The following is a 24865-nucleotide window of genomic DNA, read 5'->3' on the forward strand; positions in this document are numbered from 1 at the left end:
GCCATCACCCTTTCACCGCGCCGGCGGCAATGCCGCGCACGAACAATTTGCCGGAAATGAAATAGACGACCAGCGGCACCAGGCCGGTCAGGATGGTGGCGGCCATGTTGACGTTGTATTCCTTCACGCCCTGCACCGAGTTGACGATGTTGTTGAGCTGCACCGTCATCGGATAGGTGTCGGGACGGGTGTAGACGACGCCGAACAGGAAGTCGTTCCAGATGCCGGTCACCTGCAGGATGATGGCGACGACGAAGATCGGCAGCGACATCGGCAGCATGATGCGCAGGTAGATGCCCCAGAAGCCGGCGCCGTCGACGCGCGCCGCCCGGAACAGCTCCTCCGGCATCGAGGTGAAATAATTGCGGAACAGAAGCGTCAGGATCGGCATGCCGAAAATGGAATGCACGATCACCAGGCCTGTAAGGCTGCCATAGAGGCCGATCTCGCGCAGGATGATGACGATCGGATAGATCATCACCTGATAGGGAATGAAGGCGCCGACGATCAGGATGACGAAGAATGTGTCGGCGCCCTTGAAGCGCCAGTTGGCCAGCGCGTAGCCGTTCACCGAGGCGATGGCGATCGACAGGATCACCGAGGGAACGGTGATGCGCACCGAGTTCCAGAAACCGCGCGAAAGCCCGTCGCAATTGAGGCCGGTGCAGGCCTGCGACCACGCCTTGACCCAGGGCTCGAAGGTGATCTCGAGCGGCGGCGAGAAGATGTTGCCGAGGCGGATTTCCGGCATGCCCTTGAGCGAGGTGACGACCATCACATAGAGCGGCAGGAGGTAGTAGAGCGCCACGACGATGAGCGTACCGTAGAGGAAAATGTTGCGGCGCGAGAACACGTGTCGCGGCTTCGGTCCGCTCGGTCCGGAGACGCCGGCTTGCGGGTTTGACGACGTGGCGGACAAGGAGACGGCATGGTCAGACACGCTTGCGGCCTCCGAATTCGAGATGGGCCCACGGCACGATGACGATCATCACCGACAGCAGCATCATGGTCGAGGCGGCAAAGCCCTGACCGAGATTCTGGGCGAAGAACATGTAGTCGTAGACATATTTTGCCGGCACTTCGGAGGCGATGCCGGGACCGCCGCTGGTCTGCGCAACGACGAGGTCGTAGACCTTGACGATGCCGGACGCGATGATCACCAGCGTGGTGATGAAAACCGGCCGCATCATCGGGATGATGATGAAGAGATAGGTCTTCCACATGGGTATCCCGTCCACCCGTGCGGCCTTCCAGATATCCTCGTCGATGCCGCGCAGGCCCGCCAGCATCAGGCACATGATCAGTCCCGTGCCTTGCCAAAGCGCGGCGATCGATATGCCGTAGATGACGATGCTGGAATTGTAGAGCGGATTGAAGTCGAAGCTGGTCCAGCCCAGGCTTCGCACCACTCCCTGGACGCCGAAATCCGGATTGAGCAGCCACTGCCAGACAAGGCCGGTGACGATGAAAGACAGTGCGAAGGGGTAGAGGAAGATGGTGCGGAACGTGTCCTCGAAACGGATCTTCTGGTCGAGCAGGGCTGCCAGCAGAAACCCGATCACCAGCGAGAACACCAGTGAGATCACGCCGTAGATCAAGAGATTCTCGATCGAGATCAGCCAGCGCGGCGTCGCCCAAAGCCGGTAATACTGGTCGAGCCCGACGAAATTCAACCGCGGCAGGAGCTTCGAATTGGTGAAGGAATAAAGCACCGTCCATGCCGTGCCGCCGACGAACACCACCACGGCGGTGAGCACCATCGGGATCGAGGCGATTTTCGCGTTGAGATTGCGGAAAAGCCGGTTGGGGCGTTCGCTGTTGCTCATCTCGGCAGCCTCGCTGGGACAATGAGAGCCTCACGCTCCCGACCCTCGATGGACAGGGGCCGGGAGCTGGCGGGGGGCGCCTGAGATCAATCGGCGGAAGCGATGATGTCGGCGAAGCGCTTCTGCGCCTCTTCGAGGGTCATGTCGGGCTTGGCGAAGAACTCCGAGAACAGGTCCTCCTTCTGCTTCTGGCTGTCCTGCGAGAGCAGCTGGTCCGTCCACGGGATGACCGCGCCCTTGGCCAGGATGGCGAGGCCCTTCTTCATGCAGTCATTGGCCGCGTCGAGGTCGACGTCGCCGCGCACCGGCAGCGAGCCCTTCTTGAGGTTGAAGGCGACCTGGGTCTTGGGATCGAGCAGGGTTTCGGCCAGTACTTCCTGCGCCTTGGCCTTGTCGGCATCCTTGAGCAGCGGGAAATAGAAGGCGTCGCCGCCCGTGGCGATGACCTCGTTCAGGCCAAGGCCGGGAAGACAGGTATAGTCCTTGCCGGCGGTCTTGCCGGCGACCTGGAACTCGCCTTGTGCCCAGTCGCCCATGATCTGGCCGCCGGCCTTGCCGGTGATGACCATGTTGGTGGCCTGGTTCCAGTCCTGCACATTGGTGTTCTTGGCCATCTTGCGCGCATCGTCGGCCGCCTTGAAGACCTTGGCGACTTCGGGACCGGCTGCGAACTTGGCGTCCTTGTCCTTGTAGACCTTGAGGAAGGTGTCGGTTCCGCCGACCGCGGCAAGCAGCACGTCGAAGGCGCCCGATGCCTGCCAGGCCTGCCCACCGACCGCGAGCGGCACGATGCCTGCCTTCTCCAGCGCCGGGGCCGCGGCCACATATTCATTCCAGTTCTTCGGCACCGGCACGCCGGCCTTCTCGAAGGCCGCGTTCGACAGCCACAGCCATTGCCAGGAATGGATGTTGACCGGCACGCAATAGATCTTGCCGCCGATCGTGCAACTGTCGAGCAGGCTCTTGGGCCGCACCACTTCCGTCCATTTGCCCTTGGTGGCGACATCGGTGAGGTCGCGCATCAGGCCGGCCTGCACCAGTTCTTCCGCCTGCCGGCCATGATTGAATTGGGTGGCTCCCATCGGATCGCCGCCCGTGATGCGGCTGATCATGATCGGCCGCGCCGTACCGCCGGACCCGGCGATGGCACCGTCGACCCAGTGATTGCCTGTGGCGTCGAATGCCTTGGCGAGTTCGGCGACCGCCGCCGCCTCGCCACCGGAGGTCCACCAATGGGTGACTTCCAGATCGGTCGCGGCCGCCGGCCCGGCAACGTTGAGCGCAACTGTCGCGGCAAAGGCAGCGGTCAGGAATTTGTATCGCATTTCGGCTTCCTCCCAGAAATCTGAAACGTTACAGATTTTCGATACGGCAATTGCGCCGATGGTGCAACCCCGGCCGTGCGGGTGACCTTACATTTTTTCGAAGCGCGAATAAATTCTTGGAGCCCGCCGCGTGTGGTGCATCGCAACACGCCGGGATTGCAGTGCCAAACGGTCAATTTTCCTGTAAAACTCGGCAAAGTCGCCGCGAAGACGGCATTTCGCCTTGGATTCCCAAGAGAATTTGCCCGCCAGATATCCGCAGCCATACTGGCGGACGACAAGCCGAGATTGGCAATCTGTAACGTTTCAGTATATTGCAGCCACGCAAGGCCTGAAATCACGCCGGATTGCGGATTGCGGCGATTGCCGACCCGGCCTGCGGCTGCTATGCGCCTGACGGGCGGGAAGAATGGACAAACAGCGGACGAAAAAAACCGAAGAGGCGTCGGCGCAAGAACGGCCGACGCTGAAGACGCTTGCCTTCATGACCGGGCTCGGCGTCACCACCGTATCGCGCGCCCTGAAGGATGCCCCGGAGATCGGCGCCGAGACCAGGCGTCGCGTCCAGCTCGTCGCCAAGCAGATCGGCTACCGGCCCAACCGCGCCGGCGTGCGCCTCAGGACCGGCAAGACCAATGTCATCAGCCTCGTGCTCAACACCGAGCAGGAGATCATGAGCTTCGTCTCCGACATCATCTATGGCGTCACCGAAGTCATCGCCGATACGCCCTATCACCTGATCGTCACACCCTATTCGCGCTCGCAGGATCCGCTGGATCCGGTGCGCTATCTCGTGGAGACCGGTTCGGCCGACGGCGTCATCATCTCGCGCACGCAGCCGAACGATCCCCGCGCCCGCTACATGCTGGAGCGCGGCATACCCTTCGCCACGCATGGCCGCACCGATATGGGGCTGGTTCATCCCTACCATGATTTCGACAACTACGCCTTCGCGGCTGAGGCCGTGCGCCATCTCGCCGGCATGGGCCGCCGCCGGCTCGCTTTGGTGACGCCGCCGGCCGGTTTGAGCTACTACCGCCATACGGTCGACGGCTTTGCCGACGCGCTGAGCGAAGTCGGCGCCAGCGAGGTGCCGTTCAACACCATCTCGATCGACCATTCGATCGAACAGATCAGGATGAGGACCGCGCAGCTGATGCGGCGCGATATCAGACCGGACGGCATTATCAGCAGCGCCGCCGCCGCGACGCTCGCCATCGTCGCCGGTATAGAGGATGCCGGCTTCAAGCTCGGCCGCGACGTCGACGTGGTGTCGAAGCAGTCGTCGGATCTGCTGCATCTGTTCCGGCATGAATTGCTGGTCGTCAACGAAGATTTCCGGCTGGCCGGCTCCGAGCTTGCGCGCTCGGTGCTCGGCTGGATCGGCGGCACCGCGCCCGGCTCGCTGCAGAGCCTGAGCGAGCCGAAGGGCGTTGTGGCCTATCGGCGCTCAGGCGACTAACGCGCCGCGCCGCTGCCCCAAGGGCCGTGGAACGCACCCTGCTCGCCGATGCGCTCGAAACCATGCGCACCGAAGAAGTCGCGCTGCGCCTGGATCAGGTTCGAGGTGCCGCGGCCCTGGCGATAGCTGTCGAAATAGGCAAGCGCTGAAGACAGCGCCGGCACCGGCGTCCCGGCTTCGGAAGCCCTCGCCACGATGCGCCGCAGCGACGGATGCGCCTCCTGCATCAAGCTGATGAAAGCCGGCGCCATCAGCAGGTTGGTCGAAGCGCCGCCACTGCTGAAGGCCTCGGCCATTGTGTCGAGCATTTGCGAGCGGATGATGCAGCCGGCGCGCCAGATCTTGGCGATGGTCGGCATCGGCAGGTTCCAGTTGAACTCCTTCGAGGCGCCGGCCATCACGGCAAAGCCCTGCGCGTAAGCAGCAATCTTGCCGGCGAATAGCGCCAGTTCGAGGTCTTTCAGCAGCGTGTCCTTGTCGCCCGAAATTTTCGTCACGCCGATATTGCCATAGGCCTTTTCGGCTGCCTGCCTTTCGTCCTTGATCGACGACAGCACGCGCGCCGCCACCGCCGCCTCGATCGCGGTCGCCGGAATGCCGAGCTGCTGCGCCTCGATGACGGACCACTTGCCGGTGCCCTTCTGGCCGGCGCGATCGAGGATGATGTCGACCACCGGCTTGCCGGTCTTCGGATCGTCGGCGGCGAGCACCTTGGCGGTGATCTCGATCAGGTAGGAATTGAGCCGGCCCTTGTTCCAGTTGGAAAATACCGTGCCGATATCCTTCGGCCCCATGCCCAGGCCATCGCGCAGGATGCCGTAGATCTCGGCAATCATCTGCATGTCGGCATATTCGATGCCGTTGTGGATGGTCTTGACGAAATGCCCGGCGCCGTCGGTGCCGAGCCAGGCGGCACAGGGCTCGTCCTTGAACTTGGCGGAGATGGCGGTCAGTACCTTCTCGACGCGCTTCCACGAGTCCTCGGTGCCGCCGACCATGATCGACGGTCCATGGCGCGCGCCCTCCTCGCCGCCCGAGACACCCATGCCGATAAAGGTCAAACCCGAGCCGGACAGTTCCGAGAAGCGCCGCATCGTGTCGCGGAAGTTGGCATTGCCGGCGTCGATGACGATGTCGTTGGCCGACAGCACGCCGCGCAGCGCCTCGATCTGCTCGTCCACCGGCTTGCCGGCCAGCACCATGATGATGATCGGGCGCGGTGGCCGGATCGCCGCGGCAAGCTCTTCCAGGCTGTAACAGGGGACGACCATGTTCCTGAGCGCACCGGCATTCTCCACGAAGGCGTCGGTGCGTGCCTTGGTGCGGTTGAAGACGGCGATGCGGTGCCCGTGTTCGGCGATGTTCAGCGCCAGGTTGGAACCCATCGTGCCAAGGCCGATCAGGCCGATTTCGGCTTTTTCCATCGTTTCTTCCCTGCTTTCGGATCGCTTTGTTGAGGCCGTGTTTTGCGGGCGATGATTGACGAGCGTTTCGGGCCGCGTCAACCGCCTCGCCGAATTGTGTTATAGCCGCACGCAGACGTTTCCCGTTCGACAATGGTATCACATCCGTGAGTTACGGCCTGATGTCGATCGGCGCCTCGATCTTCACCACGTCGAAGTCCGAGACCAGGATGTCGATGCGCGCCGTCCAGCGGCCGGGCACTGGAATGACGAGATTGTCGACACGCCAGCTGCCGTCGCCGGGCTTGGTTGCCGCGCGCTTCAGCGGCTCGATGCCGGAGTCGGGCTTCGACAGCACCAGCGTCACTTCCTTGGCATCGAGCGGTCCGAAATCTCCGGTCATGATGATCATCGAGGCGGAAACCCGGCCGGCGTGGCCAGGCGCGATGCTGAGATCGGCCATCGCCTGCAGCGCGTGGATGTGGACCGAAACCGGTTGCGCCGCCGCGATCGCCAGCGCCCGCGGCGGCGGTGTAAAGCGCCAGCCCGCGGCGACACCGAAGATCGCCAGCACGATCAGCACTTCGACGCCGACCGAGCGGGTGAGCCTGCGTTGCACCTCGGTCGCGCCCGCCTCGGCCGAAGCGGTGAGCTTCCAGCGATTGACGGCGGCAAGCGTGAACAGGAAGACCAACAGCGCGAGCTTGACCAGCAGCAGCCGGCCATAGGCGGTGTCGATCAGCGCCAAGGGCGTCCGCACCTGGATCACGGCCAACACGACGCCCGCCGCGGCAAGCAAGGCGACCACAGGCAGGATGGCCCATGAGAAGCGGCGCAGGAATTCGACGGCACCGGCCGCTTGACGCTTCAGCGCGAGACCGAGCGGCACCAGAGCGCCGGCCCAAAAAGCGATACCGGCGCCATGCACGAAGACCAGCGGCCGTGTCAGCCATTGCGGCTCAGCGGCACTGGCGTGGCCGCTTGCGGCAAGTGCCGCGCCCACACCCGCCAGCCCGGCAAGGGCAAGCGGCCTGGCAGCCGCGCGCGGTCCGGCCAGCGAAAGCAGGCCGAGACCCAGCGCGATCAGAGCGATCAGCACCGTCCAGCCGAAGCTGGTGCCGAGACCGGTGCGCCAGACAACCGGCTGCGCCAGATGGGAGAGCGGCGCTCCAAGCGCATCGAGGCCTTGCAAGCCCAGCGATAGCGGCGCCGCCACCAGTCCGCACAGAATCGTCCCGGCAACAAAGCGCTGACCGGCGCGGCCATCGCCAGCCAGCCAGGCAAGGGCGAAAGCGCCGCCAATGCCGAGGAAAAGCCCTGCATAGAGAAGGACCTTGCCGATCCAGATCGCCGACCGCAGCGGCCAGTCGATCGCTTCGGAGACGGCCGGCGGCTCGCTTGGCGCGCCGATGGAAAACAAGAGCGAGCCGCCGACCGGATGGCCGTCGGCGGAAATGACACGCCAGCTCAGCACATGCGTGCCCGATTTGAGCGCCTGCGCATTGTCGATCTCGACCGTCTGGTCGCTGAGGCGGAAGGATGTCAGCGCAACTGGCGTGCCGTCGGGCCTCACCAGTGTCAGCACCAGCGGCGCAACCGGCTCGCTGAAGGTCAGCGAGAACCGCGCCGGCGCCTGTGCCAGCACGGCGCCGTCGGCCGGGTCGGTCTTGATCAGCGCCGCATGGGCAAAGGCCTGGCTTGTCGAGGCCATGACGATGAACGCGATGACCATCGCGAAAAGACCGGGCCAGCCGAATCGCTTGCTGGTCGTTGCGGGCCTTTGAAGTGGGGATCTCGCGTTCATGCTGTCGCCATGGAATTGACGGCGCACCTTGCCGACAGGGCGCGCCGCCAGAAAATCATTTCTTCGGCGTGAGCTTGATGCCGGGCGCCGGGTTCTCAAGCGCGTCCTCATCCTGTCCGGCCGCCGGAATCTCGATCCAGCGGGCGGCGGCATCGCCGCATTCCTGCACCACCGGGAAGTAGAGTTTCTGGCCGGCGGGCAAATCCGCCGTCAGCGTCGCCCGGAAGGCGAACTCGTCGTAAAATTCATCCGGCAGATTGCCGCCGCTCCAGTCGACTTCCTTCACCCCGTCGGCCACCGCCTCGCCGAAGAGCAGGTACGACTTCTCGTACTTGCCCTTCTTGGTCTGCAGTGTCCAGCCAGGCTTGGGCATCGGCTTGACCGCAATCACCCCTTCCGGGATCTGCACGCGTACGGCGGTCGTCGCCTTGCCGTCGCAACCATGCGGCACGCGCAGCACTGCCTTGTAGGTCGAGCCGACCGCCGCCTCCTGGGTCTCGAGCGTGATGTGCGCGAAGGCGGCATTTGTCCCCAGCACGAGAAACGCGCCGGCCGCCAAAAGATATCTGATCATGAGGGTCCCTCTGATGTCAAAATAGGTGGATCGGCACGATCAATTGGCGTGGTCGTCCATGCCACCCATTTCGCCCATGCCCTCGACGGCGAACTCGACGCTGACCGTACCGGCCTTCTCGAAGGTCAGCGTGGCGGCGAACTTTTCGCCCTGCTTGGGTTGCCGCTTCAGGCCGATGAACATTAGGTGATAGCCTCCAGGCGCGAGCGCGACCTTGCCGCCTGCCGGGATTTCCAAGCCACCGTCCACTGGCCGCATGGTCATGACGCCGTCCGTGACCCCCATTTGATGCAGTTCGGCCTTTTCGGAGACGTCGGAGGAGATCGACAGCAGCCGGTCCGGTGTACTGCCCTTGTTGACGATGGTGAAATAGCCGCCGGCCACCTTGGCGCCAGCCGGCGTGGCGCGCGACCAGGGGTGTACGATTTCGAGATCGCCGACCTTGAATTCATGCGCCGGTACGGCCTGGGCGCCAACGAACAACAGGGAAAAGGCCAATGTGATGATGCCAAGATCGGCTTTGAAGCGAGACAGGGTGCGGCCGAACGCGATGCCCGCCGACATACGGAAAGAATGGGACATGGTTGCTCCATGACGTGATGATCGCGCCGTCGCCGGTCGCGAATGGTTTTGATCTTGGATGAGTACGCTCGCGAAAGGTTCCGCAAGCAAGCAGGCTTAACCCGCCAGCGGCGGCGCGCGCGGGTTCGACGGGGAGCGTTCGCGGGCGAAGTCGAGATGCGTGGTCGCCGGGAAGACGAAGGCGACGGCCTCGAAGGAAAGGGACGCAAGTGCAAGCCCGGCATCGGGCGGCGGCGCATAGGCCGGCGAAAACATGCCGCAGCCAAGTGTGCAGCAGGCCGGCAGGTGGGACGGATGCTGGTCGCCGCCGGGAAGCTGGGAGGCGCCGTCGTGGGTACAGATGACGTTGCCGAAGGCATCGAGCTGCGCGGCACTCGGCGCGGTGCTGAGGGCGAACGCACCAAGTGTCGACTGGAGCAACAGCAAATAGGCCGCGACAAGCACGACCGGAATGCTCCACCGTCTCCCCGGGCCGATCAAGCCATCTGCCTCTTCAAACAATCGATGACGATACCTAGCACGGCCGAGACAGGTCGAAAATCGCCAATTCGATGCTGCGGCAACGCGGCAGGATCAGCTCTTTTGGGATGGCCGGCTTTCCGGGATCGAGGTCAGCAATGTCTGGCGTGCCGACTTCAGATGCTTGCGGCAGGCTGCATCGACCTTGCCGAGGTCGCGCGACTTGAGTGCCTCGATATAGGATAGATGCTCGCCGATCGCGACTTCGTTGCGCTCGCGTTCCTGTGCCTTGTTCCACTGGTAATGGTAATGGAAGATCATGGCGATGACGTCGTAGAAATCAACGATGAAGCGGTTGTGCGAGGCGCGATGGATAAGCCGGTGGAAGCGCTCGTCCAGCTCCGAAAACTCATTGAAGCGCGTTGCAATCTCGCGCGCCAGAGCGCGGTGTTCCTCCTCCAGCCGGTCGAGATCCCCCCAGACCGGACTATCCCGCGGCAGCGCGGTGAACGCGGCGGCCGAGCGCAATTCGAATATCTCGCGGATCTCGGTCAGTTCCAGCGCGAAGGCGCGTGTAAAACCTTTCAGCACCCAATGGCTGTTGCGGCGTTTCTCGATCAGGCCGAAACGGGAGAAGCGGATCAGGAACTCGCGCACGCTGGTGGTGCCGACACCGATCTCACGCGCCAGTTCGAGCTCGTTGATCTGCATGCCGGCCTCGGCGCCGCCGGCAAGCAGCCTCCGCATGAACGACCGCTCGATGATCTCGGCCAGTGTGTCGGTCTCTTCCTCGGGGAAGAAATCGTCGGGATGCGGGTCGCGCAGCACCGTCTTGGCGCGCTTGTTCCAGGCGATCAGCCCGGTTTCCTCCATACGCGCCAGGATGCTGCGCACGGTCGTGCGGCTGACGCCGAGCAGCGCGCCCAGGTCGGGTTCCGACGGCAGGCTGCGCGTCTCGTCGAGCAGCCTGAGGCACCGGTTGTAGGCATCCTTGTAGACGTTGTTGCTCTTCGACATCCCTGACCCATTCATCCCCGCGCTTGCGGCGGCCGGCTTGAAGCGCAATATGATCTTCCCAGGACCCTGAAAGCAGGAATCGCTTTCACTGGGCCAGGCTCATTGTTTCCAGCGCCACCAAGGGCCGACCCGAGCGAAAAAACAATTGACGCAAAACTGTTTTTTCACGATAAAAGACATTATCTCTTAACAGGCGCGTGTCAATCCGCGCATCCCAGGATCACCCAGGAAACGCCCGTGAACGCCTCGAACACCATTCTTCTATCTCCCGCCGACAATGTCGCCGTTGCCAATGGCCGTATCGAGATCGGCACCACGCTGCCGGGCGGCGCGCTCGCTGCCGCCGTCATCGAGCCTGGCCACAAGGTGGCGATCAAGCCGATCGCCGCGGGTGAAGCCGTGGTCAAATACGCCCAGGCGATCGGCCGCGCCACACAGGACATCGCGCCGGGCGAGCACGTCCATTCGCACAATCTGGTTTTCGAGGCCGGCCGGCTGCCGGTGGTGCCGCCGAGCGAAGCCGAGCACGCAACCGAAGCTGACCGCGCCCGCACTTTCATGGGCTATCGCCGAGCCGATGGCCGCGCCGGCACGCGCAACTTCATCGGCATCATCGCCAGCGTCAATTGTTCGGCCACCGTCTGCCATTCGATCGCCGACACGGCCAACAGGACCTTGCTGCCGAAATATCCCGGCATCGATGGCTTCGTGCCGATCGTCCATGGCCAGGGTTGTGGCATGAGCGGTACCGGCGACGGCATGATGGTGCTGCACCGGACCTTGGCCGGCTATGCCCGCCATCCGAATTTCGGCGGCGTGCTGATGGTCGGCCTCGGCTGCGAGGTCAACCAGCTCACCCTCTACGGCCAGAAGGGTGCCGCCGCCGGCAAGCGCCACTTCAACATCCAGGATGCCGGCGGGTCGCGCAAATCGGTGGAAAAGGCGATGGGCGTGCTGGCCGAGATATCAGAGGAAGTCGGCCAGTTGAAGCGCGAGCCGATTCCGGTCAGCGAGATCGTCGTCGGCCTGCAATGCGGCGGCTCCGACGGCATGTCTGGCATCACGGCCAATCCGGCGCTGGGCGCGGCGGTCGACATTCTCGCTGGCGTCGGCGGCATCGGCATCCTCTCCGAGACGACGGAGATTTATGGCGCCGAGCATCTGCTCGCCTATCGTGCGGCGACGCCCGAGGTCGCCAAGAAGCTCGATGGCTATGTGAAATGGTGGGAAGATCACGTCGCCAAGCATGGCGCCTCGATCGACAACAACCCCTCGCCCGGCAACAAGCGCGGCGGCCTCACCACCATCCTGGAAAAGTCGCTCGGTGCCGTCGCCAAGGGCGGCCAGACGCCGCTCAACGGCGTGTTCGGCTACGCCGAGAAGGTCACCGGCAACGGGCTGGTGTTCATGGACACGCCCGGGTACGACCCGGTCTCGGCCACGGGACAGGTCGCGGGCGGCGCCAATGTCATCGTCTTTACCACCGGCCGCGGCTCCTGCTTCGGCTGCCGGCCGACACCCTCGATCAAGGTCGCCACCAACTCGACCATGTATCACCAGATGGAAGAGGACATGGACGTCAATTGCGGCGTCATCGCCTCCGGCGAAAAGACCATCGCCGGCATGGGCCGCGAGATCTTCGAACTCATCGTCGAGACGGCTTCGGGCCGCAAGACCAAGAGCGAGGATTTCGGCTATGGCGACAACGAGTTCGTGCCCTGGCATCTCGGCGCGACACTCTGAAATTCAAGCAATATCTGATAAACTTGCCGGGCTGGACAACGGCCGGGAACGGGGAGGTTGTGCATGGAAAGACGCCGCATCGGCCAGACAGCGCTGGAGGTCACAGAGATCAGCTTTGGCGGCGCCGCGATCGGCGGCCTCTACCGCGCCTGTTCGCGCGAGGCGGCGATGGAAACGCTGCAAGGCGCCTGGGAGGCGGGCTTGCGCTATTTCGACACCGCGCCCTTCTACGGCTTCGGCCTGTCGGAGCGTCGCTTCGGCGACTTCCTGCGCTACAAGCCACGCGATTCCTACGTGCTTTCGACCAAGGTCGGCCGCCTGTTCCGCCCGGTGCCGGAAGACCAGGTTCCCGACCACTCCTATGTCGATCCGCTGCCCTTCGCGCTGGATTACGACTATTCCTATGACGGCATCATGCGGTCGGTAGACTTCAGCTATGCGCGCCTCGGGCTAAACAGGATAGACATCCTGTATGTGCACGACATCGGCGTCTACACGCATGGTGTGGAGAAGACCAAGCTGCATTTCCGCCAGCTGATGGATGGCGGGCTCAAGGCGCTTGAGGAGTTGAAGCGGGCCGGTACGATTTCCGCCTATGGGCTCGGCGTCAACGAAGTCCCAATCTGCCTTGACGTGATGCGCCGGGCGCCGCTCGACTGCATCCTGCTCGCCAGCCGTTATTCCTTGCTCGACCGCAGCGCGGAAGCCGAACTGCTGCCGCTGTGCCGTGCGCAACAGACGTCGCTGGTGATCGGTGGCGTTTTCAACTCGGGCATATTGGCGACCGGGCCGGTGCAAGGCGCCCATTTCGACTACCAGCCCGCCAGCCACGATGTGCTCGACCGTGTCGACGCCATGGAGAAGATCGCCGGTGAAGGCGGTTATCCGCTGCCGGCGGCCGCGTTTCAGTTTCCCTTGCACGAGCCAGCCGTCGCCACCGTGCTGACCGGCACGGCAAAATTGGCGAACCTGACGCGCAACCTCGAACTGCTCGATATCGACGTGCCGGAGACGGAATATGCCAAGTATCGTCCCTACACGGTGGTGCAGGAACTGGCTTGAGGCCCCGTACTTCGCGATGTCCATAGGGTCAGGGGCCGACTTCACAATGTCGCGATCCAGAAAAGAACGAACATTCCATATTGACTGGCATATGGAATTAATATTCCATACGTTCTCGGAACGGAAACGGGAGCGCCTGACTACGACAAGGGAGGAGCCGCGCTGGTAGGCGAGGCATTGTCAGGCCTTTGGAGGACTGACTGGAAACACCGCTTGCATCGGCTGGATCGATGCACTATCAAAACAGTGCAACTGTTTTTTATTGATAAAGTTCCGTTTGGGCCACGCCTATCCGAACGGAGCTAAACCTTCACCAGGCGACTTAGGGAGGAACCTAATGAAATTCGTGACCAGCCTTCTCAACCGCCGCGCTTTCGTGGCCCTGGCAGCAGCGTCGATGCTTGCCGGCGCGATGCATTCCGCGCCCGCCTCGGCGGCCGACGTGACCATTCCGATCATCGTCAAGGATACGACCTCTTTCTACTGGCAGATCGTTCTGGCCGGCGCCCGCAAGGCCGGCAAGGATCTCGGCGTCAATGTGCCGGAGCTCGGCGCCCAGGCTGAAACCGACGTCAACGGCCAGATCTCGATCCTCGAAAACGCCGTCGCCAGCAACCCGGCCGCCGTCGTCATCTCGCCGACCGAGTTCAAGGCGCTCGGCAAGCCGATCGACGAGGCGGCCTCCAAGGTCAAGGTCATCGGCATCGACTCTGGCGCCGACTCCAAGGCCTTCACCTCCTTCCTGACCACCGACAACGTGCAGGGCGGCCGCGTCGCCGCTGACGGTCTCGCCGCCGCCATCGGTGCCGCCAATGGGGGCAAGGTCGAAGGCAAGGTCGCGCTGATCACGGCGCTTCCCGGCGCTGGTTCGCTCGAGCAGCGCAAGCAAGGCTTCATCGAACAGATCAAGGCCAAGTATCCGGGCCTCGAGCTTATCGCCGACAAATACGCCGACGGTCAGGCCACCACCGGCCTCAACATCGCCACCGACCTGATCACCGCTAATCCCGACCTCAAGGGCATCTTTGCCTCCAATCTGATCATGGCGCAGGGCGTCGGCCAGGCGATCGCCGAGAACAACCTTGCCGGCAAGGTCGGGCTGATCGGCTTCGACAGCGACGAGAAGCTGATCAAGTTCTTGAATGATGGCGTCATCTCCGGCCTCGTCGTCCAGGACCCGTACCGGATGGGCTATGACGGCATCAAGACCGCACTCGCCGCGTCGAAGGGCGAGAAGGTCGAGGCGAATGTCGACACCGGCGCGAACCTCGTTACCAAGGCCAATATGAAGGATCCCAAGATCGACGCGCTGCTCAACCCGAAGCTCAAATAAGCAGCGTCGCGACAATCGTTTCCGGGGCGGCGTCGCCCCGGAAACATCCATCGGACGATTTGGAAATTCGCCTGCGTGCTTTAGGCTCCGCCTTCAAGATGCGTGTTCAAGACGCATCGCTGCGTACCCAACGATTGAGACCAATCTGGGAGGATTGTTATGACGTCGACGGCGCAGGAACTGCACCCGGCACCTACGCTGCAGCCGGGCAGGACGATCCTCGAACTCAACGGCCTCGAAAAGCGCTACCCCGGCACCCATGCGCTGAAGCCGGTGCACCTTGCCTTCAAAGCGGGCGAGATCCACGCCATTGTCGGCGAGAACGGCGCCGGCAAATCGACCCTCATAAAACTTCTGACCGGCGTCATGCCGCGTACCTCCGGCGAGGTCATCTGGGAGGGCAAGCCGGCGGCTTTGGCCACCCCGCACGAGGCGATGGCGCTGGGCATTAACGCCGTCCACCAGGAGGTGGTGCTGTGCCGCCATCTCACCGTCGCCGCCAACATGTTCTTAGGCGAGGAGGAGTCCCGCTTCGGCCTCCTGCAACAGCGCGCCATGGTCAAAGACGCGCAGAGGATCATCAACGGCCTCGGCTTCGACCTACCGGCGCATGTCATGCTCGGTGACCTCACCATCGGCCAGCAGCAGCTGATCGCGGCCGCCCGCGCCACCGTGCGCGGCACCAAGTTCCTGATCTTCGACGAGCCGACCGCCTACCTGACCCGCAAGGAGGCCGACCAGCTCTTCACCTTGATCCGCCGGCTGAAGTCGGAGGGCGTGACGATCATCTATATCAGCCATCGCATGGAGGAAGTGTTCGAGCTCGCCGATCGTGTTTCGGTGCTGCGCGACGGCACGCTGGTCGGCACCAGGAACATCAGCGAGACCAATGACGCCGAACTCGTCAAGCTGATGATCAACCGCTCGATCGAACAAATCTACCACAAGGATCATTTCACTCCGGGTGCCGCGATCGTCGAGGCCAGGAACCTCTCGGGCAAGGGCTTCGAAAACGTGTCGATGACAGTCCGTGCCGGCGAGATCGTCGGGCTCTACGGCCTGATCGGCGCCGGACGCAGCGAATTCGTCACCACGCTCTACGGCCGGCACAAGAAGTCGGCCGGCCAGGTCCTGTGGGAAGGCAAGGATGTCCAGATCAACTCCGAGCATGACGCGATCAAGCTCGGCATGGCGCTGGCGCCGGAAAGCCGCCGCGACCAGGGCCTTTGTCTCAACCTGCCGGTTGGCCTCAACCTCAATTTGCCGATCTACAAGCGCATCTCCCGCAACCTGTTGATCTCGAGCGCGAAAGAGAAGGCCGAGGCCGACCGCCAAATCGCCGGCCTCAGGATCAAGACCCCGACGCGCCATGCGTTGGCTTCCAGCCTTTCGGGCGGCAATCAGCAGAAGATCGTCATCGGCAAATGGCTGGCCCATGGCGCCAAGCTGTTCATCTTCGACGAGCCGACGGTTGGCGTCGATGTCGGCACCAAGGCCGAAATCTACCGCCTGTTCAGCGCGCTCTTGTCAAAGGGCGCCGGCATCATCCTGATCTCATCCTATTTGCCGGAAGTCTATGAACTGGCCGACACGCTGCACGTGTTCCGCCGCGGCAAGCTGGTGGCCACGCACGGCTTCCACACCGCCGATCACGAGGACATCCTCACACAGGCGCTCGCCGAGAAACAAGAAAAGTTGGGAGGAAAGACATGAGCACCGAGGCGATCCCTGCCGAAAAACCGAAGCGCAATTACAACGCCCTGTTCGGACTGACGCTGCTGGCGCTGCTGGTGCTGCTGTGGGTCATCCTGTCGTTATCCACATCGAGCTTCGCGTCGGCCAACAACATCTCGAATCTGCTGCGCCAGGGTTCGATGATCGCCATTTTGGCTGTCGGCCAGACCTTCGTCATCATCACCGGCGGCATCGATCTGTCCGTGGGCGCGGTGGTTGGCTTCGCAACCGTCATCGCCGCGATGTTGATCAACGCCGGCGTCCCGGTCTTCCTCGCCATCCTGCTCACCTTGCTGGTCGGCGTCGCCATCGGCCTCTTCCATGGTTTTGGCATCGTCAAGATGGGCCTGCCGCCTTTCATCATCACGCTGGCGACCCTGACGTCGCTGCGCGGCATTGGCCTCTTGATGACCAACGGCAATTCGATTTCGATCAACAATGATGCTTTCCAGGAATTCTCGCGCAACTCCTTCCTCGGCGTCCCTAATCTGTTCTGGATGGTCCTGCTGGTCGGCATACCCGCCTATGTCTTCCTGCATCACAGCCGCTGGGGCCGGTATCTGTTCTCGGTTGGGTCGAACGCCGAGGCCTCGCGCCTGTCCGGCGTTAACGTCCAGCGCACCATCTTCATGGCCTACACGCTGTCGGGTCTGTGCGCGGCGTTCGTCGGCGTGCTCTTGGCTTCGCGCATCGGCATCGGCAACCCGACCCAGGCCGAAGGGTGGGAACTGCAGGCGATCGCCTCGTCGGTGATCGGCGGCACCTCACTGTTCGGCGCGGTCGGCTCGGTGCACGGGCCACTGCTCGGCGCCTTCATCCTGGCGACCATCAACAACGGCGCCAACCTGCTCAACGTCAACGCCTTCTGGCAGCGTGTCATCACCGGCGTGCTGATCATCGTCATCGTCTATTTCGATGGCCTGCGCCGCCGCGGCGGCAAGTAGTCAACGAACCGAAAATCGAACTCCGGCCCAGTATCAAAACGGGCCGGAGTTTTCGTAAACCCAAATTGGACCGAACCATGAAAGCCGTCGTCTGCCGCTCGCCCGGCGAACTCATTCTGGAAGACCGTCCCGCTCCCGGCTCGCCGCCTCCCGGCTGGGCACTGGTGGCGGTCAGCCATGTCGGCATCTGCGGCACCGACTATCACATCTTCGAGGGCAAGCACCCGTTCCTCGCCTACCCCCGCATCATGGGCCACGAAGTGTCTGGCACCGTCGTCGAAGTCGGCGAAGGAGCCGGTCTTGCGGTCGGCGAACCGGTGATCATCAACCCCTATCTCTCCTGCGGCAAATGCATCGCCTGCCGCCACGGCAAGCCCAATTGCTGTGTGCGCATCGAAGTGCTCGGCGTGCATCGCGATGGCGCCATGTGCGAACAGATCCTGGTGCCGACGCAGAACCTCTATCCCACCAACGGCCTGTCGCTCGCCGACGCCGCCGCCGTCGAATTCCTGGCCATCGGCGCCCATGCCGTGCGCCGCGCGCGTTCCGAGCCCGGTGCACGCACGCTGGTCATCGGCGCCGGTCCGATCGGCCTCGGCACCGCCATCTTCGCCCGCATCGCCAGGCTCGACGTCAGCTTGCTCGACATGAGCAGCGAAAGGCTGGGCTTCGCGTCAAGCGAGCTCGGCTTCTCAGTCCTTGACGGCTCACAAGCGCCGGTTGCCGATCTGGTGCGCGACGCGACTGGTGGCGAAGGCTTCGACGTGGTCTTCGACGCCACCGGCAACACCTCCTCGGTGCAATCGGCCTTCGCCCATGTCGCGCATGGCGGCACGCTTGTGCTGGTCAGCGTCGTCAAGGACGACATCGTCTTTTCCGATCCCGAGTTCCACAAGCGCGAGATGACGCTGGTCGGCAGCCGCAATGCGCTGCGCGCCGATTTCGATCATGTCGCCGCCTCGATCCGCAATGGCGCCGTGCCGCTGGCCAAGCTCGTCACCCACCGGACCACGCTGACCGATACGCCAGGGGATCTCGCACGCTGGGTCCATGAAAAGTCGGGCCTGATCAAGGCCGTGATCGAGATCGGATAGCCGGGGCGTTACAGCGCCGACAGCTTCAGCTCCACCCGCTCGGCCGGAAAACGTGACTCCGAAAACTGGATCGGCTGGCCGTCGGGCGTGACGTTGACCGCCACCGTGACCAGCACGATGGCGCCCGGCTGCAGATCGAGATCGGCAAGATCCGCGGCGTCGGCATGGCGCGCCGAGAGCACGGTCGATTGCCTGAGATAATCGTCGATGCCGAAACGCGCGAGCGACGCGGTGATCGAACCGGTCTGCGCCATCGCCTCGTCGATGCCGGCAAAGCGTCTGGCATCGAACCAGCTGGCAGCACGCGACACGGACCGTCCGTCGGCCTCGCCGCGTGTTTCCAGCCGCATCACGTCAGCGCCCCTGGCAAGGCCAAGACCCTCGGCGACACGCTGGCTGGCCGGCTCGATCGATGAAGAGAGCAGCACGATGTGTCGTTCCGACGTCTGTCCCTGCAGGCCCGCCGAGAAACGCGTACGCGCGCCGATCGGATAGGACAGCCGCTTGCGCGACAAGACGAACGTGCCGCGCCCTTGCTCGGCCCGCAGCACGCCCTCCTGCACGAGGGCCGATATGGCGCTGCGTACTGTGTGACGGTTGACGCCGTAGCGCTCGGCCAGCGCGACTTCGGGCGGCAGCGCGGCATTTTCGGCGAAATCGCCAATGGCAATCGCTTGCAGGATCCTGTCGGCGATCTGGCGCCATAGTGAAACACCGCTGCGCCGCTCGATGCTGTCGGCCGCTTGCTGCCCGATCATGTTTTGCCCCCGCCTGTCACGCACCCGTCATGGACTCGCGTTAGGGAATATGTATAATTTGTATAGTTGTCTATATCAATAGACAAATCTGGCGAAGAGGAAAGCTGCCGATGCGAGGACAGGAAGCCCGCGACCAGGCCGAGCGCAAAGCCGCCATGGCGACGCTGGCGCAATCCAGCGGCGACGACATCGTCCGGCTCTGGAACGAGGCCGGCCTGCCTTCGCAAGCCGAGCTGCTGCGCGGTCCCGAGACCGGCCTGGTCACGCTGCGTGGCCGCATCGGCGGCGGCGGCGCGCCCTTCAATGTCGGCGAAGCGACCGTTACCCGCGCCACGGTCCGGCTGCCGTCCGGACAGGTCGGTCATTGCTACGCGCTTGGCCGCGACAAGCAGAAGGCGAAGCTGGCGGCCATCGCCGACGCGCTCTGGCAGGACCCTGCCCGCCGCGCCGAGGTCGAGACCAGGCTCATTGCGCCCTTACGCTCGGCTCTGACCGTTGCCCACGAAAAACGCCGTGCCGAGACGGCGGCGACGAAAGTGGATTTCTTCACCATGGTTCGCGGAGAAGATTGATGGATATCGCGGCACAATCGATCGAGGGCGGTTTCGCCGATCCGGTCTTCAACGCACAGACCGTGTTTCGGGCAGTCATGGACGCCATGGCGCGGCCGGGCAGCGTCCAGCCCTTGCCGGGCCTGGCCCGCCCGCCGGCGCCGCTTTCGGCAACATCAGGCGCCATTGCACTGGCGCTCTGCGACAACGACACGCCGCTCTGGCTCGACCCGGCCCTGCACGCCTCCGCGGCGATCGGCTCCTGGCTTGGTTTCCACACCGGTGCGCCGCTTGCCAACACCCCGGCCGACGCGCATTTCGCGTTTGTTGCCACACCGGCCGAAATGATGGCGCTCGACGGTTTCTCACAAGGCACGCAGGACTATCCCGATCGATCGACAACGCTGATCCTGCAGGTCGGCGATCTCACTTCAGGAACCCCGCTGTTGCTCGAAGGCCCCGGCATCGAAACCAGCGCCACGATCGCGCCGGCACAAATGCCGCGCCATTTCGTCGAGCAGTGGAAGCAAAACAACAAGCGCTTTCCGCGCGGCGTCGACATCGTCCTCGCCACATCGCAAGGCGTAGCCTGCCTGCCGCGCACGACGCGCATCAAGACGATGGAGGCTTGAAGATGTATGTCGCGGTAAAAGGTGGCGAAGCCGCCATTGCCAACGCCCACGGCCTGCTTGCCGACCGCCGGCGCGGTGACCGCTCGGTGCCCGCGCTCCGCCTCGACCAGATCGTCGAGCAGCTGGCGCTGGGTGTCGACCGGGTGATGAGCGAAGGCTCGCTCTATGACCGTGAACTCGCCGCACTCGCCATCGTCCAGGCGCGCGGCGACATGATCGAAGCGATTTTCCTGGTGCGTGCCTACCGCACCACGTTGCCGCGCTTCGGTTACACCAGACCGATCGACACCAGCGCGATGCTGGTCGAACGGCGCGTCTCGGCGACTTACAAGGACCTGCCTGGCGGCCAGCTGCTTGGCCCGACCTTCGACTACACGCACCGCCTGCTCGACCCCGAGCTTGCCACCGGCGCCGATGTCGCCGAGCCCTTGCAGCGCGCCCGCGAAGCCGAGCCCATGCCGCGTGTCTCGGCCATCCTCGCCCGTGAAGGCCTGATCGAGCCCGATGGCAAGATGCCGCAGGATCACATCCCCGGCGACATCACCCGCGAGCCGCTGGAATTCCCGATGGCGCGCGACATCCGCCTGCAGGCGCTGTCACGCGGCGACGAGGGTTTCCTGCTGGCGCTCGGCTATTCCACGCAGCGCGGCTACGCCCGCAACCATCCCTTTGTCGGCGAGATCCGCATAGGCGAGGTCGAGTTGGAGCTTGACGTTCCCGAACTGCCCTTCGCGGTGCCGCTCGGCACGGTGCGGGTCACCGAATGCCAGATGGTCAACCAGTTCAAGGGCTCGGCCAAGGCGCCGCCGCAATTCACGCGCGGCTACGGTCTCGTCTTCGGCCAGAGCGAGCGCAAGGCAATGGCCATGGCGCTCTGCGACCGGGCGCTACGCGCCTCCGAGTTGGGCGAGGACGTCGTCGCCGCCGCGCAGGACGAGGAGTTCGTCATTTCGCATTCCGACAATGTCCAGGCGACCGGCTTTGTCGAGCATTTGAAACTGCCGCACTATGTCGACTTCCAGGCCGAACTCGACCTCGTGCGCCGCATGCGCGCCGAGTATGAGGCCCGCGAAAATCCAGCGAAGGCGGAAGAAACGAAGGAGGCAGCGGAATGACTGCGCAACCGACCGACATCGCCACCTACAACTTCGCCTATCTCGACGAACAGACCAAGCGGATGATCCGCCGCGCGATCCTCAAGGGCATCGCCATTCCTGGCTACCAGGTGCCGTTCGCCTCGCGCGAAATGCCGATGCCCTACGGTTGGGGCACCGGCGGCGTCCAGGTCACCGCCTCGATCATCGGCCCCGACGACGTGCTGAAGGTCATCGACCAGGGCGCCGACGACACCACCAATGCTGTGTCGATCCGCGCCTTCTTCAAGAAGGTCGCCAATGTCACTGTCACCACCGATACCGCCACCGCCAGCATCATCCAGACCCGCCACCGCATCCCCGAGCATCCGCTGACCGCCGGCCAGGTGCTGGTCTACCAGGTACCCATTCCCGAGCCGCTGCGCTTCCTCGAGCCGCGCGAGACCGAAACGCGCAAGATGCATGCGCTGGAGGAGTATGGCCTCATGCATGTGAAGCTCTATGAGGACATCGCCAAGCACGGCCGCATCGCCACCACCTATGCCTACCCGGTCAAGGTCGAGGGCCGTTATGTCATGGACCCCTCGCCGACGCCGAAGTTCGACAATCCCAAAATGCACCGCTCGCCGGCCTTGCAGCTGTTCGGCGCCGGCCGCGAAAAGCGCATCTACGCGGTGCCGCCCTTCACCGATGTGGTGAGCCTCGACTTCGAGGACCATCCGTTCGAGGTGCAGACCTTCGACCAGCCCTGTGCGCTGTGTGCGGCCGAGAACGTCTATCTCGACGAGGTCATCCTCGACGACCATGGAGGCCACATGTTCGTCTGCTCCGACACCGACCACTGCGAGAAGAGGCGCGAAGAGGGCCATCGCGGCCACCTTGCCCCCGAGACCCATCTAGCGCCAGCAAACATGGAGCCGGCACAATGACCGACGAACCGCTGCTGCGCGTCTCGGCGCTGTCGAAATTCTACGGCTCGCGTGTCGGCTGCGACAACGTCTCCTTCGACCTGTGGCCGGGCGAGGTCCTGGCTGTCGTCGGCGAGTCAGGTTCCGGCAAGACCACGCTGCTCAACTGCCTGTCGACGCGGCTGCTGCCTTCCTCCGGCACCGCCAGCTACCGCATGCGTGACGGCCAGTTCCGCGAACTCTACCGCATGAGCGAGGCCGAGCGCCGCTTCCTGATGCGCACCGACTGGGGCTTTGTCCATCAGAACCCCGCCGATGGCCTGCGCATGACGGTTTCGGCCGGCGCCAATGTCGGCGAGCGTCTGATGGCGGTCGGAGACCGCCATTACGGCAAGATCCGCGCCACCGCGGTGGACTGGCTGTCGCGCGTCGAGATCGAGGAAGACCGCATCGACGACGAACCCCGCGCCTTTTCCGGCGGCATGCGCCAGCGCCTGCAGATCGCCCGCAATCTCGTCACCGGCCCGCGGCTGGTGTTCATGGACGAGCCGACCGGCGGCCTCGATGTTTCCGTGCAGGCGCGCCTGCTTGATCTCCTGCGCGGTCTGGTCACCGACCTTGGTCTTGCCGCGATCGTCGTCACCCACGACCTTGCCGTGGCGCGGCTTCTGTCGCAGCGCATGATGGTGATGAAGGACGGCCGCGTGGTCGAAAGCGGCCTCACCGACCGTGTGCTCGACGATCCGCGCGCGCCCTACACGCAATTGCTCGTTTCCTCGATACTTCAGGTGTGAAGATGGCACCAGGTCACCCCCATCTGCCAAGCGCATTTTGCAACGCTGGAGATTGGCGAAACCGCCCGACACAGCCCCTTCTCCCCGTCACTATACGGGGAGAAGTACCCGGCAGGGCGATGAGGGGCGACGCTGACGTGGCGGGAACGCGCGCTGTGGACGCTTATGCTGTCCCGTTAGCCTCGCCCTGCCCAAAGCAACTTCTCAACCGGACCTCGGCGCTGCCCCTCATTGTCCTGCCGGACATTTCTCCCCGTATGGTGACGGGGGGAAAGAGCCATATCCTCCGACCGATCGACGACAATTGGAGAACCTTCTGATGCCGACTCCTCTCGTTGTCTCCGGCGTCGCCAAGAGCTTCACCATGCATCTGCGCGACGGCATCAAACTGCCTGTCGTCACAGGCGTCTCGTTCTCGATCAAGGCGGGCGAATGCACCGTGCTCGGCGGCCCGTCCGGTGCCGGCAAGAGCTCGATCCTGAAGATGCTCTACGGCAATTACGCCGTCGACGAAGGCCAGATCATCGTCACGCACGAGGACGGGTTGATCGATCTCGCCCATGCCAGCCCGCGCACCGTGCTTTCCGTTCGCCGGCAAACGATCGGCTATGTCAGCCAGTTCCTGCGCACCGTGCCGCGCGTCTCGGCTCTCGACGTTGTCGCCGAGCCACTGGTTGAACGCGGCGAGCAGCGCGAGGCAGCCCGAGCCAAGGCCCGCGCCTTGCTGGCCCAGCTAAACCTGCCGGAAAAGCTCTGGATGCTGCCGCCTGCAACCTTCTCCGGCGGCGAGCAGCAGCGCGTCAACATCGCGCGCGGCTTCATCACCGAGCATCCGATCCTGCTGCTCGACGAGCCGACCGCATCGCTCGACGCCACCAACCGCGACGTGGTGATCGAACTCATCGCCGCCAAGAAGCTGGCCGGCGTTGCCCTGCTCGGCATCTTCCACGACCACGATGTGCGCGAGGCGGTGGCCGACCGCATCATCGACGTCACCGCCTTCGCCCCGGGAAAACTCGCCGCATGACCAGGAAATTGTCGGAGACGCCGCTGGTCCACCCCTCAGCGGAGGTGCACAACTCGACGCTCGGCCGCTGGACCGAGATCGCCGACCGCAGCCGGGTGTCGGAAAGCGAACTCGGCGACTATTCCTACATGATGCAGGACTGCGCCGTCTGGTGCGCGACCATCGGCAAGTTTGCCAACATCGCGGCAAGCGTGCGCCTCAACGCCACCAACCATCCGACCTGGCGGCCGACGCTGCACCACTTCACCTACCGCGCGTCGGACTATTGGGATGACGCCGAGCATGAGAGCGAATTCTTCGCTGAGCGTCGCGCCAAGCGCGTCAACATCGGCCACGACACCTGGCTCGGCCACGGCTCGACCGTCCTGCCCGGCGTGACCGTCGGCGACGGTGCCGCCGTTGGCGCCGGAGCGGTCGTCTCCAGGGACGTCGCGCCCTACACCATCGTCGCCGGCGTGCCGGCCAAACCGATCCGCGAGCGCTTCGACCGCCGCACCGCCGAACGCTACCAGGCGCTTGCCTGGTGGGATTGGGACCATGCCAGGCTGCGAGCCTCGCTCGACGATTTCCGCGAACTGTCCGCCGAGGCGTTCCTGGAGAAGTACGAGGGATAGGACAATTCCAGGAAAAGGGAGAACCGGTTTTCCTGGAATTGTGTCAGGTGAAGAGACATAGCCGCTCACATCATCGTCATATGGCGGTCCTGTTCATATCCCTGACACAGGACTCGGACAGGACG

The 24865-nt window shown here is 63.8% G+C and carries 24 protein-coding genes; 14 read left to right on the top strand and 10 right to left on the bottom strand.

Going from position 1 to position 24865, the window contains the following annotated elements; genetic code table 11:
• Positions 1-4: 4 nt before the first annotated feature.
• The 3 genes from EN851_RS13190 to EN851_RS13200 all read right to left on the bottom strand — a co-directional run bounded on the left by EN851_RS13190 (position 5) and on the right by EN851_RS13200 (position 3151).
• Entirely contained in the window at positions 5-940 is a 936-nt protein-coding gene (locus EN851_RS13190) for a carbohydrate ABC transporter permease (protein ID WP_127277058.1), read from the bottom strand.
• Positions 933-1826 carry a sugar ABC transporter permease gene (locus tag EN851_RS13195; protein WP_135929385.1) on the bottom strand — a complete coding sequence of 298 codons (894 nt, stop codon included), beginning with the start codon at positions 1824-1826 and terminating at the stop codon, positions 933-935. The genes EN851_RS13190 and EN851_RS13195 overlap by 8 nt, the downstream gene beginning before the upstream one ends.
• Before the next feature lie 86 nt (positions 1827-1912).
• On the bottom strand, positions 1913-3151 hold the full coding sequence (locus EN851_RS13200; RefSeq protein WP_135929386.1) for an ABC transporter substrate-binding protein: 1239 nt from the start codon (positions 3149-3151) through the stop codon (positions 1913-1915).
• A 409-nt stretch (positions 3152-3560) separates the two neighbouring features.
• Here EN851_RS13200 and EN851_RS13205 point away from each other — a divergent pair, with 409 nt between their 5' ends.
• Positions 3561-4613, top strand: coding sequence for a LacI family transcriptional regulator (locus tag EN851_RS13205; RefSeq protein WP_127872343.1), 1053 nt, complete (start codon positions 3561-3563; stop codon positions 4611-4613).
• Here EN851_RS13205 and gndA read toward each other — a convergent pair.
• The 6 genes from gndA to EN851_RS13235 form a co-directional block, all read right to left on the bottom strand.
• Positions 4610-6037, bottom strand: coding sequence for an NADP-dependent phosphogluconate dehydrogenase (gndA, locus tag EN851_RS13210; protein WP_135929387.1), 1428 nt, complete (start codon positions 6035-6037; stop codon positions 4610-4612). The genes EN851_RS13205 and gndA overlap by 4 nt on opposite strands.
• Positions 6038-6188: 151 nt before the next feature.
• Positions 6189-7748 (bottom strand): copper resistance CopC/CopD family protein, encoded by a 1560-nt coding sequence (locus EN851_RS13215; RefSeq protein WP_135929604.1) that lies wholly within the window; start codon positions 7746-7748, stop codon positions 6189-6191.
• A 127-nt stretch (positions 7749-7875) separates the two neighbouring features.
• Positions 7876-8394, bottom strand: coding sequence for a YcnI family protein (locus EN851_RS13220; RefSeq protein WP_135929388.1), 519 nt, complete (start codon positions 8392-8394; stop codon positions 7876-7878).
• Positions 8395-8433: 39 nt separating this feature from the next.
• A complete protein-coding gene (locus EN851_RS13225) occupies positions 8434-8976 on the bottom strand; it encodes a copper chaperone PCu(A)C (protein WP_135914963.1) in 543 nt (180 codons plus the stop codon).
• 96 nt (positions 8977-9072) lie between these two features.
• Positions 9073-9429, bottom strand: a complete 357-nt coding sequence (locus tag EN851_RS13230) for a DUF2946 family protein (RefSeq protein WP_135915244.1) — start codon at positions 9427-9429, stop codon at positions 9073-9075.
• A 120-nt stretch (positions 9430-9549) separates the two neighbouring features.
• Positions 9550-10452 carry a GntR family transcriptional regulator gene (locus EN851_RS13235; RefSeq protein WP_135929389.1) on the bottom strand — a complete coding sequence of 301 codons (903 nt, stop codon included), beginning with the start codon at positions 10450-10452 and terminating at the stop codon, positions 9550-9552.
• A 237-nt stretch (positions 10453-10689) separates the two neighbouring features.
• Here EN851_RS13235 and EN851_RS13240 point away from each other — a divergent pair, with 237 nt between their 5' ends.
• From EN851_RS13240 to EN851_RS13265, 6 genes are all read left to right on the top strand, one after another.
• Positions 10690-12195, top strand: a complete 1506-nt coding sequence (locus EN851_RS13240; protein ID WP_127872338.1) for an altronate dehydratase family protein — start codon at positions 10690-10692, stop codon at positions 12193-12195.
• A 63-nt stretch (positions 12196-12258) separates the two neighbouring features.
• Positions 12259-13257 carry an aldo/keto reductase gene (locus EN851_RS13245; protein ID WP_127277040.1) on the top strand — a complete coding sequence of 333 codons (999 nt, stop codon included), beginning with the start codon at positions 12259-12261 and terminating at the stop codon, positions 13255-13257.
• A 337-nt stretch (positions 13258-13594) separates the two neighbouring features.
• Complete coding sequence (locus tag EN851_RS13250) at positions 13595-14590, top strand: ABC transporter substrate-binding protein (protein ID WP_127872337.1); 996 nt, start codon at positions 13595-13597, stop codon at positions 14588-14590.
• 159 nt (positions 14591-14749) lie between these two features.
• Positions 14750-16303, top strand: coding sequence for a sugar ABC transporter ATP-binding protein (locus tag EN851_RS13255; protein ID WP_127872336.1), 1554 nt, complete (start codon positions 14750-14752; stop codon positions 16301-16303).
• Complete coding sequence (locus EN851_RS13260; protein WP_027144667.1) at positions 16300-17268, top strand: ABC transporter permease; 969 nt, start codon at positions 16300-16302, stop codon at positions 17266-17268. The genes EN851_RS13255 and EN851_RS13260 overlap by 4 nt, the downstream gene beginning before the upstream one ends.
• A 77-nt stretch (positions 17269-17345) precedes the next feature.
• Positions 17346-18362 (top strand): zinc-binding alcohol dehydrogenase family protein, encoded by a 1017-nt coding sequence (locus tag EN851_RS13265; protein ID WP_127279886.1) that lies wholly within the window; start codon positions 17346-17348, stop codon positions 18360-18362.
• 8 nt (positions 18363-18370) lie between these two features.
• Here EN851_RS13265 and phnF read toward each other — a convergent pair whose 3' ends face one another.
• Positions 18371-19120 (bottom strand): phosphonate metabolism transcriptional regulator PhnF, encoded by a 750-nt coding sequence (gene phnF, locus EN851_RS13270; RefSeq protein WP_127279887.1) that lies wholly within the window; start codon positions 19118-19120, stop codon positions 18371-18373.
• A 110-nt stretch (positions 19121-19230) separates the two neighbouring features.
• Here phnF and phnG point away from each other — a divergent pair, with 110 nt between their 5' ends.
• The 7 genes from phnG (at position 19231) to EN851_RS13305 (ending at position 24740) form a co-directional block, all read left to right on the top strand.
• Complete coding sequence (gene phnG, locus EN851_RS13275) at positions 19231-19692, top strand: phosphonate C-P lyase system protein PhnG (protein WP_127279888.1); 462 nt, start codon at positions 19231-19233, stop codon at positions 19690-19692.
• Positions 19692-20303, top strand: a complete 612-nt coding sequence (gene phnH, locus EN851_RS13280) for a phosphonate C-P lyase system protein PhnH (protein ID WP_127279889.1) — start codon at positions 19692-19694, stop codon at positions 20301-20303. The genes phnG and phnH overlap by 1 nt, the downstream gene beginning before the upstream one ends.
• A 2-nt stretch (positions 20304-20305) precedes the next feature.
• Complete coding sequence (locus EN851_RS13285) at positions 20306-21418, top strand: carbon-phosphorus lyase complex subunit PhnI (protein WP_127279890.1); 1113 nt, start codon at positions 20306-20308, stop codon at positions 21416-21418.
• Positions 21415-22326 (top strand): alpha-D-ribose 1-methylphosphonate 5-phosphate C-P-lyase PhnJ, encoded by a 912-nt coding sequence (locus EN851_RS13290; RefSeq protein ID WP_135865813.1) that lies wholly within the window; start codon positions 21415-21417, stop codon positions 22324-22326. The genes EN851_RS13285 and EN851_RS13290 overlap by 4 nt, the downstream gene beginning before the upstream one ends.
• Complete coding sequence (gene phnK / locus EN851_RS13295; protein ID WP_015315654.1) at positions 22323-23099, top strand: phosphonate C-P lyase system protein PhnK; 777 nt, start codon at positions 22323-22325, stop codon at positions 23097-23099. The genes EN851_RS13290 and phnK overlap by 4 nt, the downstream gene beginning before the upstream one ends.
• Before the next feature lie 319 nt (positions 23100-23418).
• Complete coding sequence (gene phnL / locus EN851_RS13300; RefSeq protein ID WP_135929390.1) at positions 23419-24126, top strand: phosphonate C-P lyase system protein PhnL; 708 nt, start codon at positions 23419-23421, stop codon at positions 24124-24126.
• On the top strand, positions 24123-24740 hold the full coding sequence (locus tag EN851_RS13305) for a DapH/DapD/GlmU-related protein (protein ID WP_127277886.1): 618 nt from the start codon (positions 24123-24125) through the stop codon (positions 24738-24740). Before phnL ends, EN851_RS13305 begins: the two co-directional genes overlap by 4 nt.
• Positions 24741-24865: the final 125 nt, after the last annotated feature.

Source organism: Mesorhizobium sp. M8A.F.Ca.ET.208.01.1.1 (genome assembly GCF_004791315.1).
In the GTDB taxonomy this organism is placed as follows: Bacteria; Pseudomonadota; Alphaproteobacteria; order Rhizobiales; family Rhizobiaceae; genus Mesorhizobium.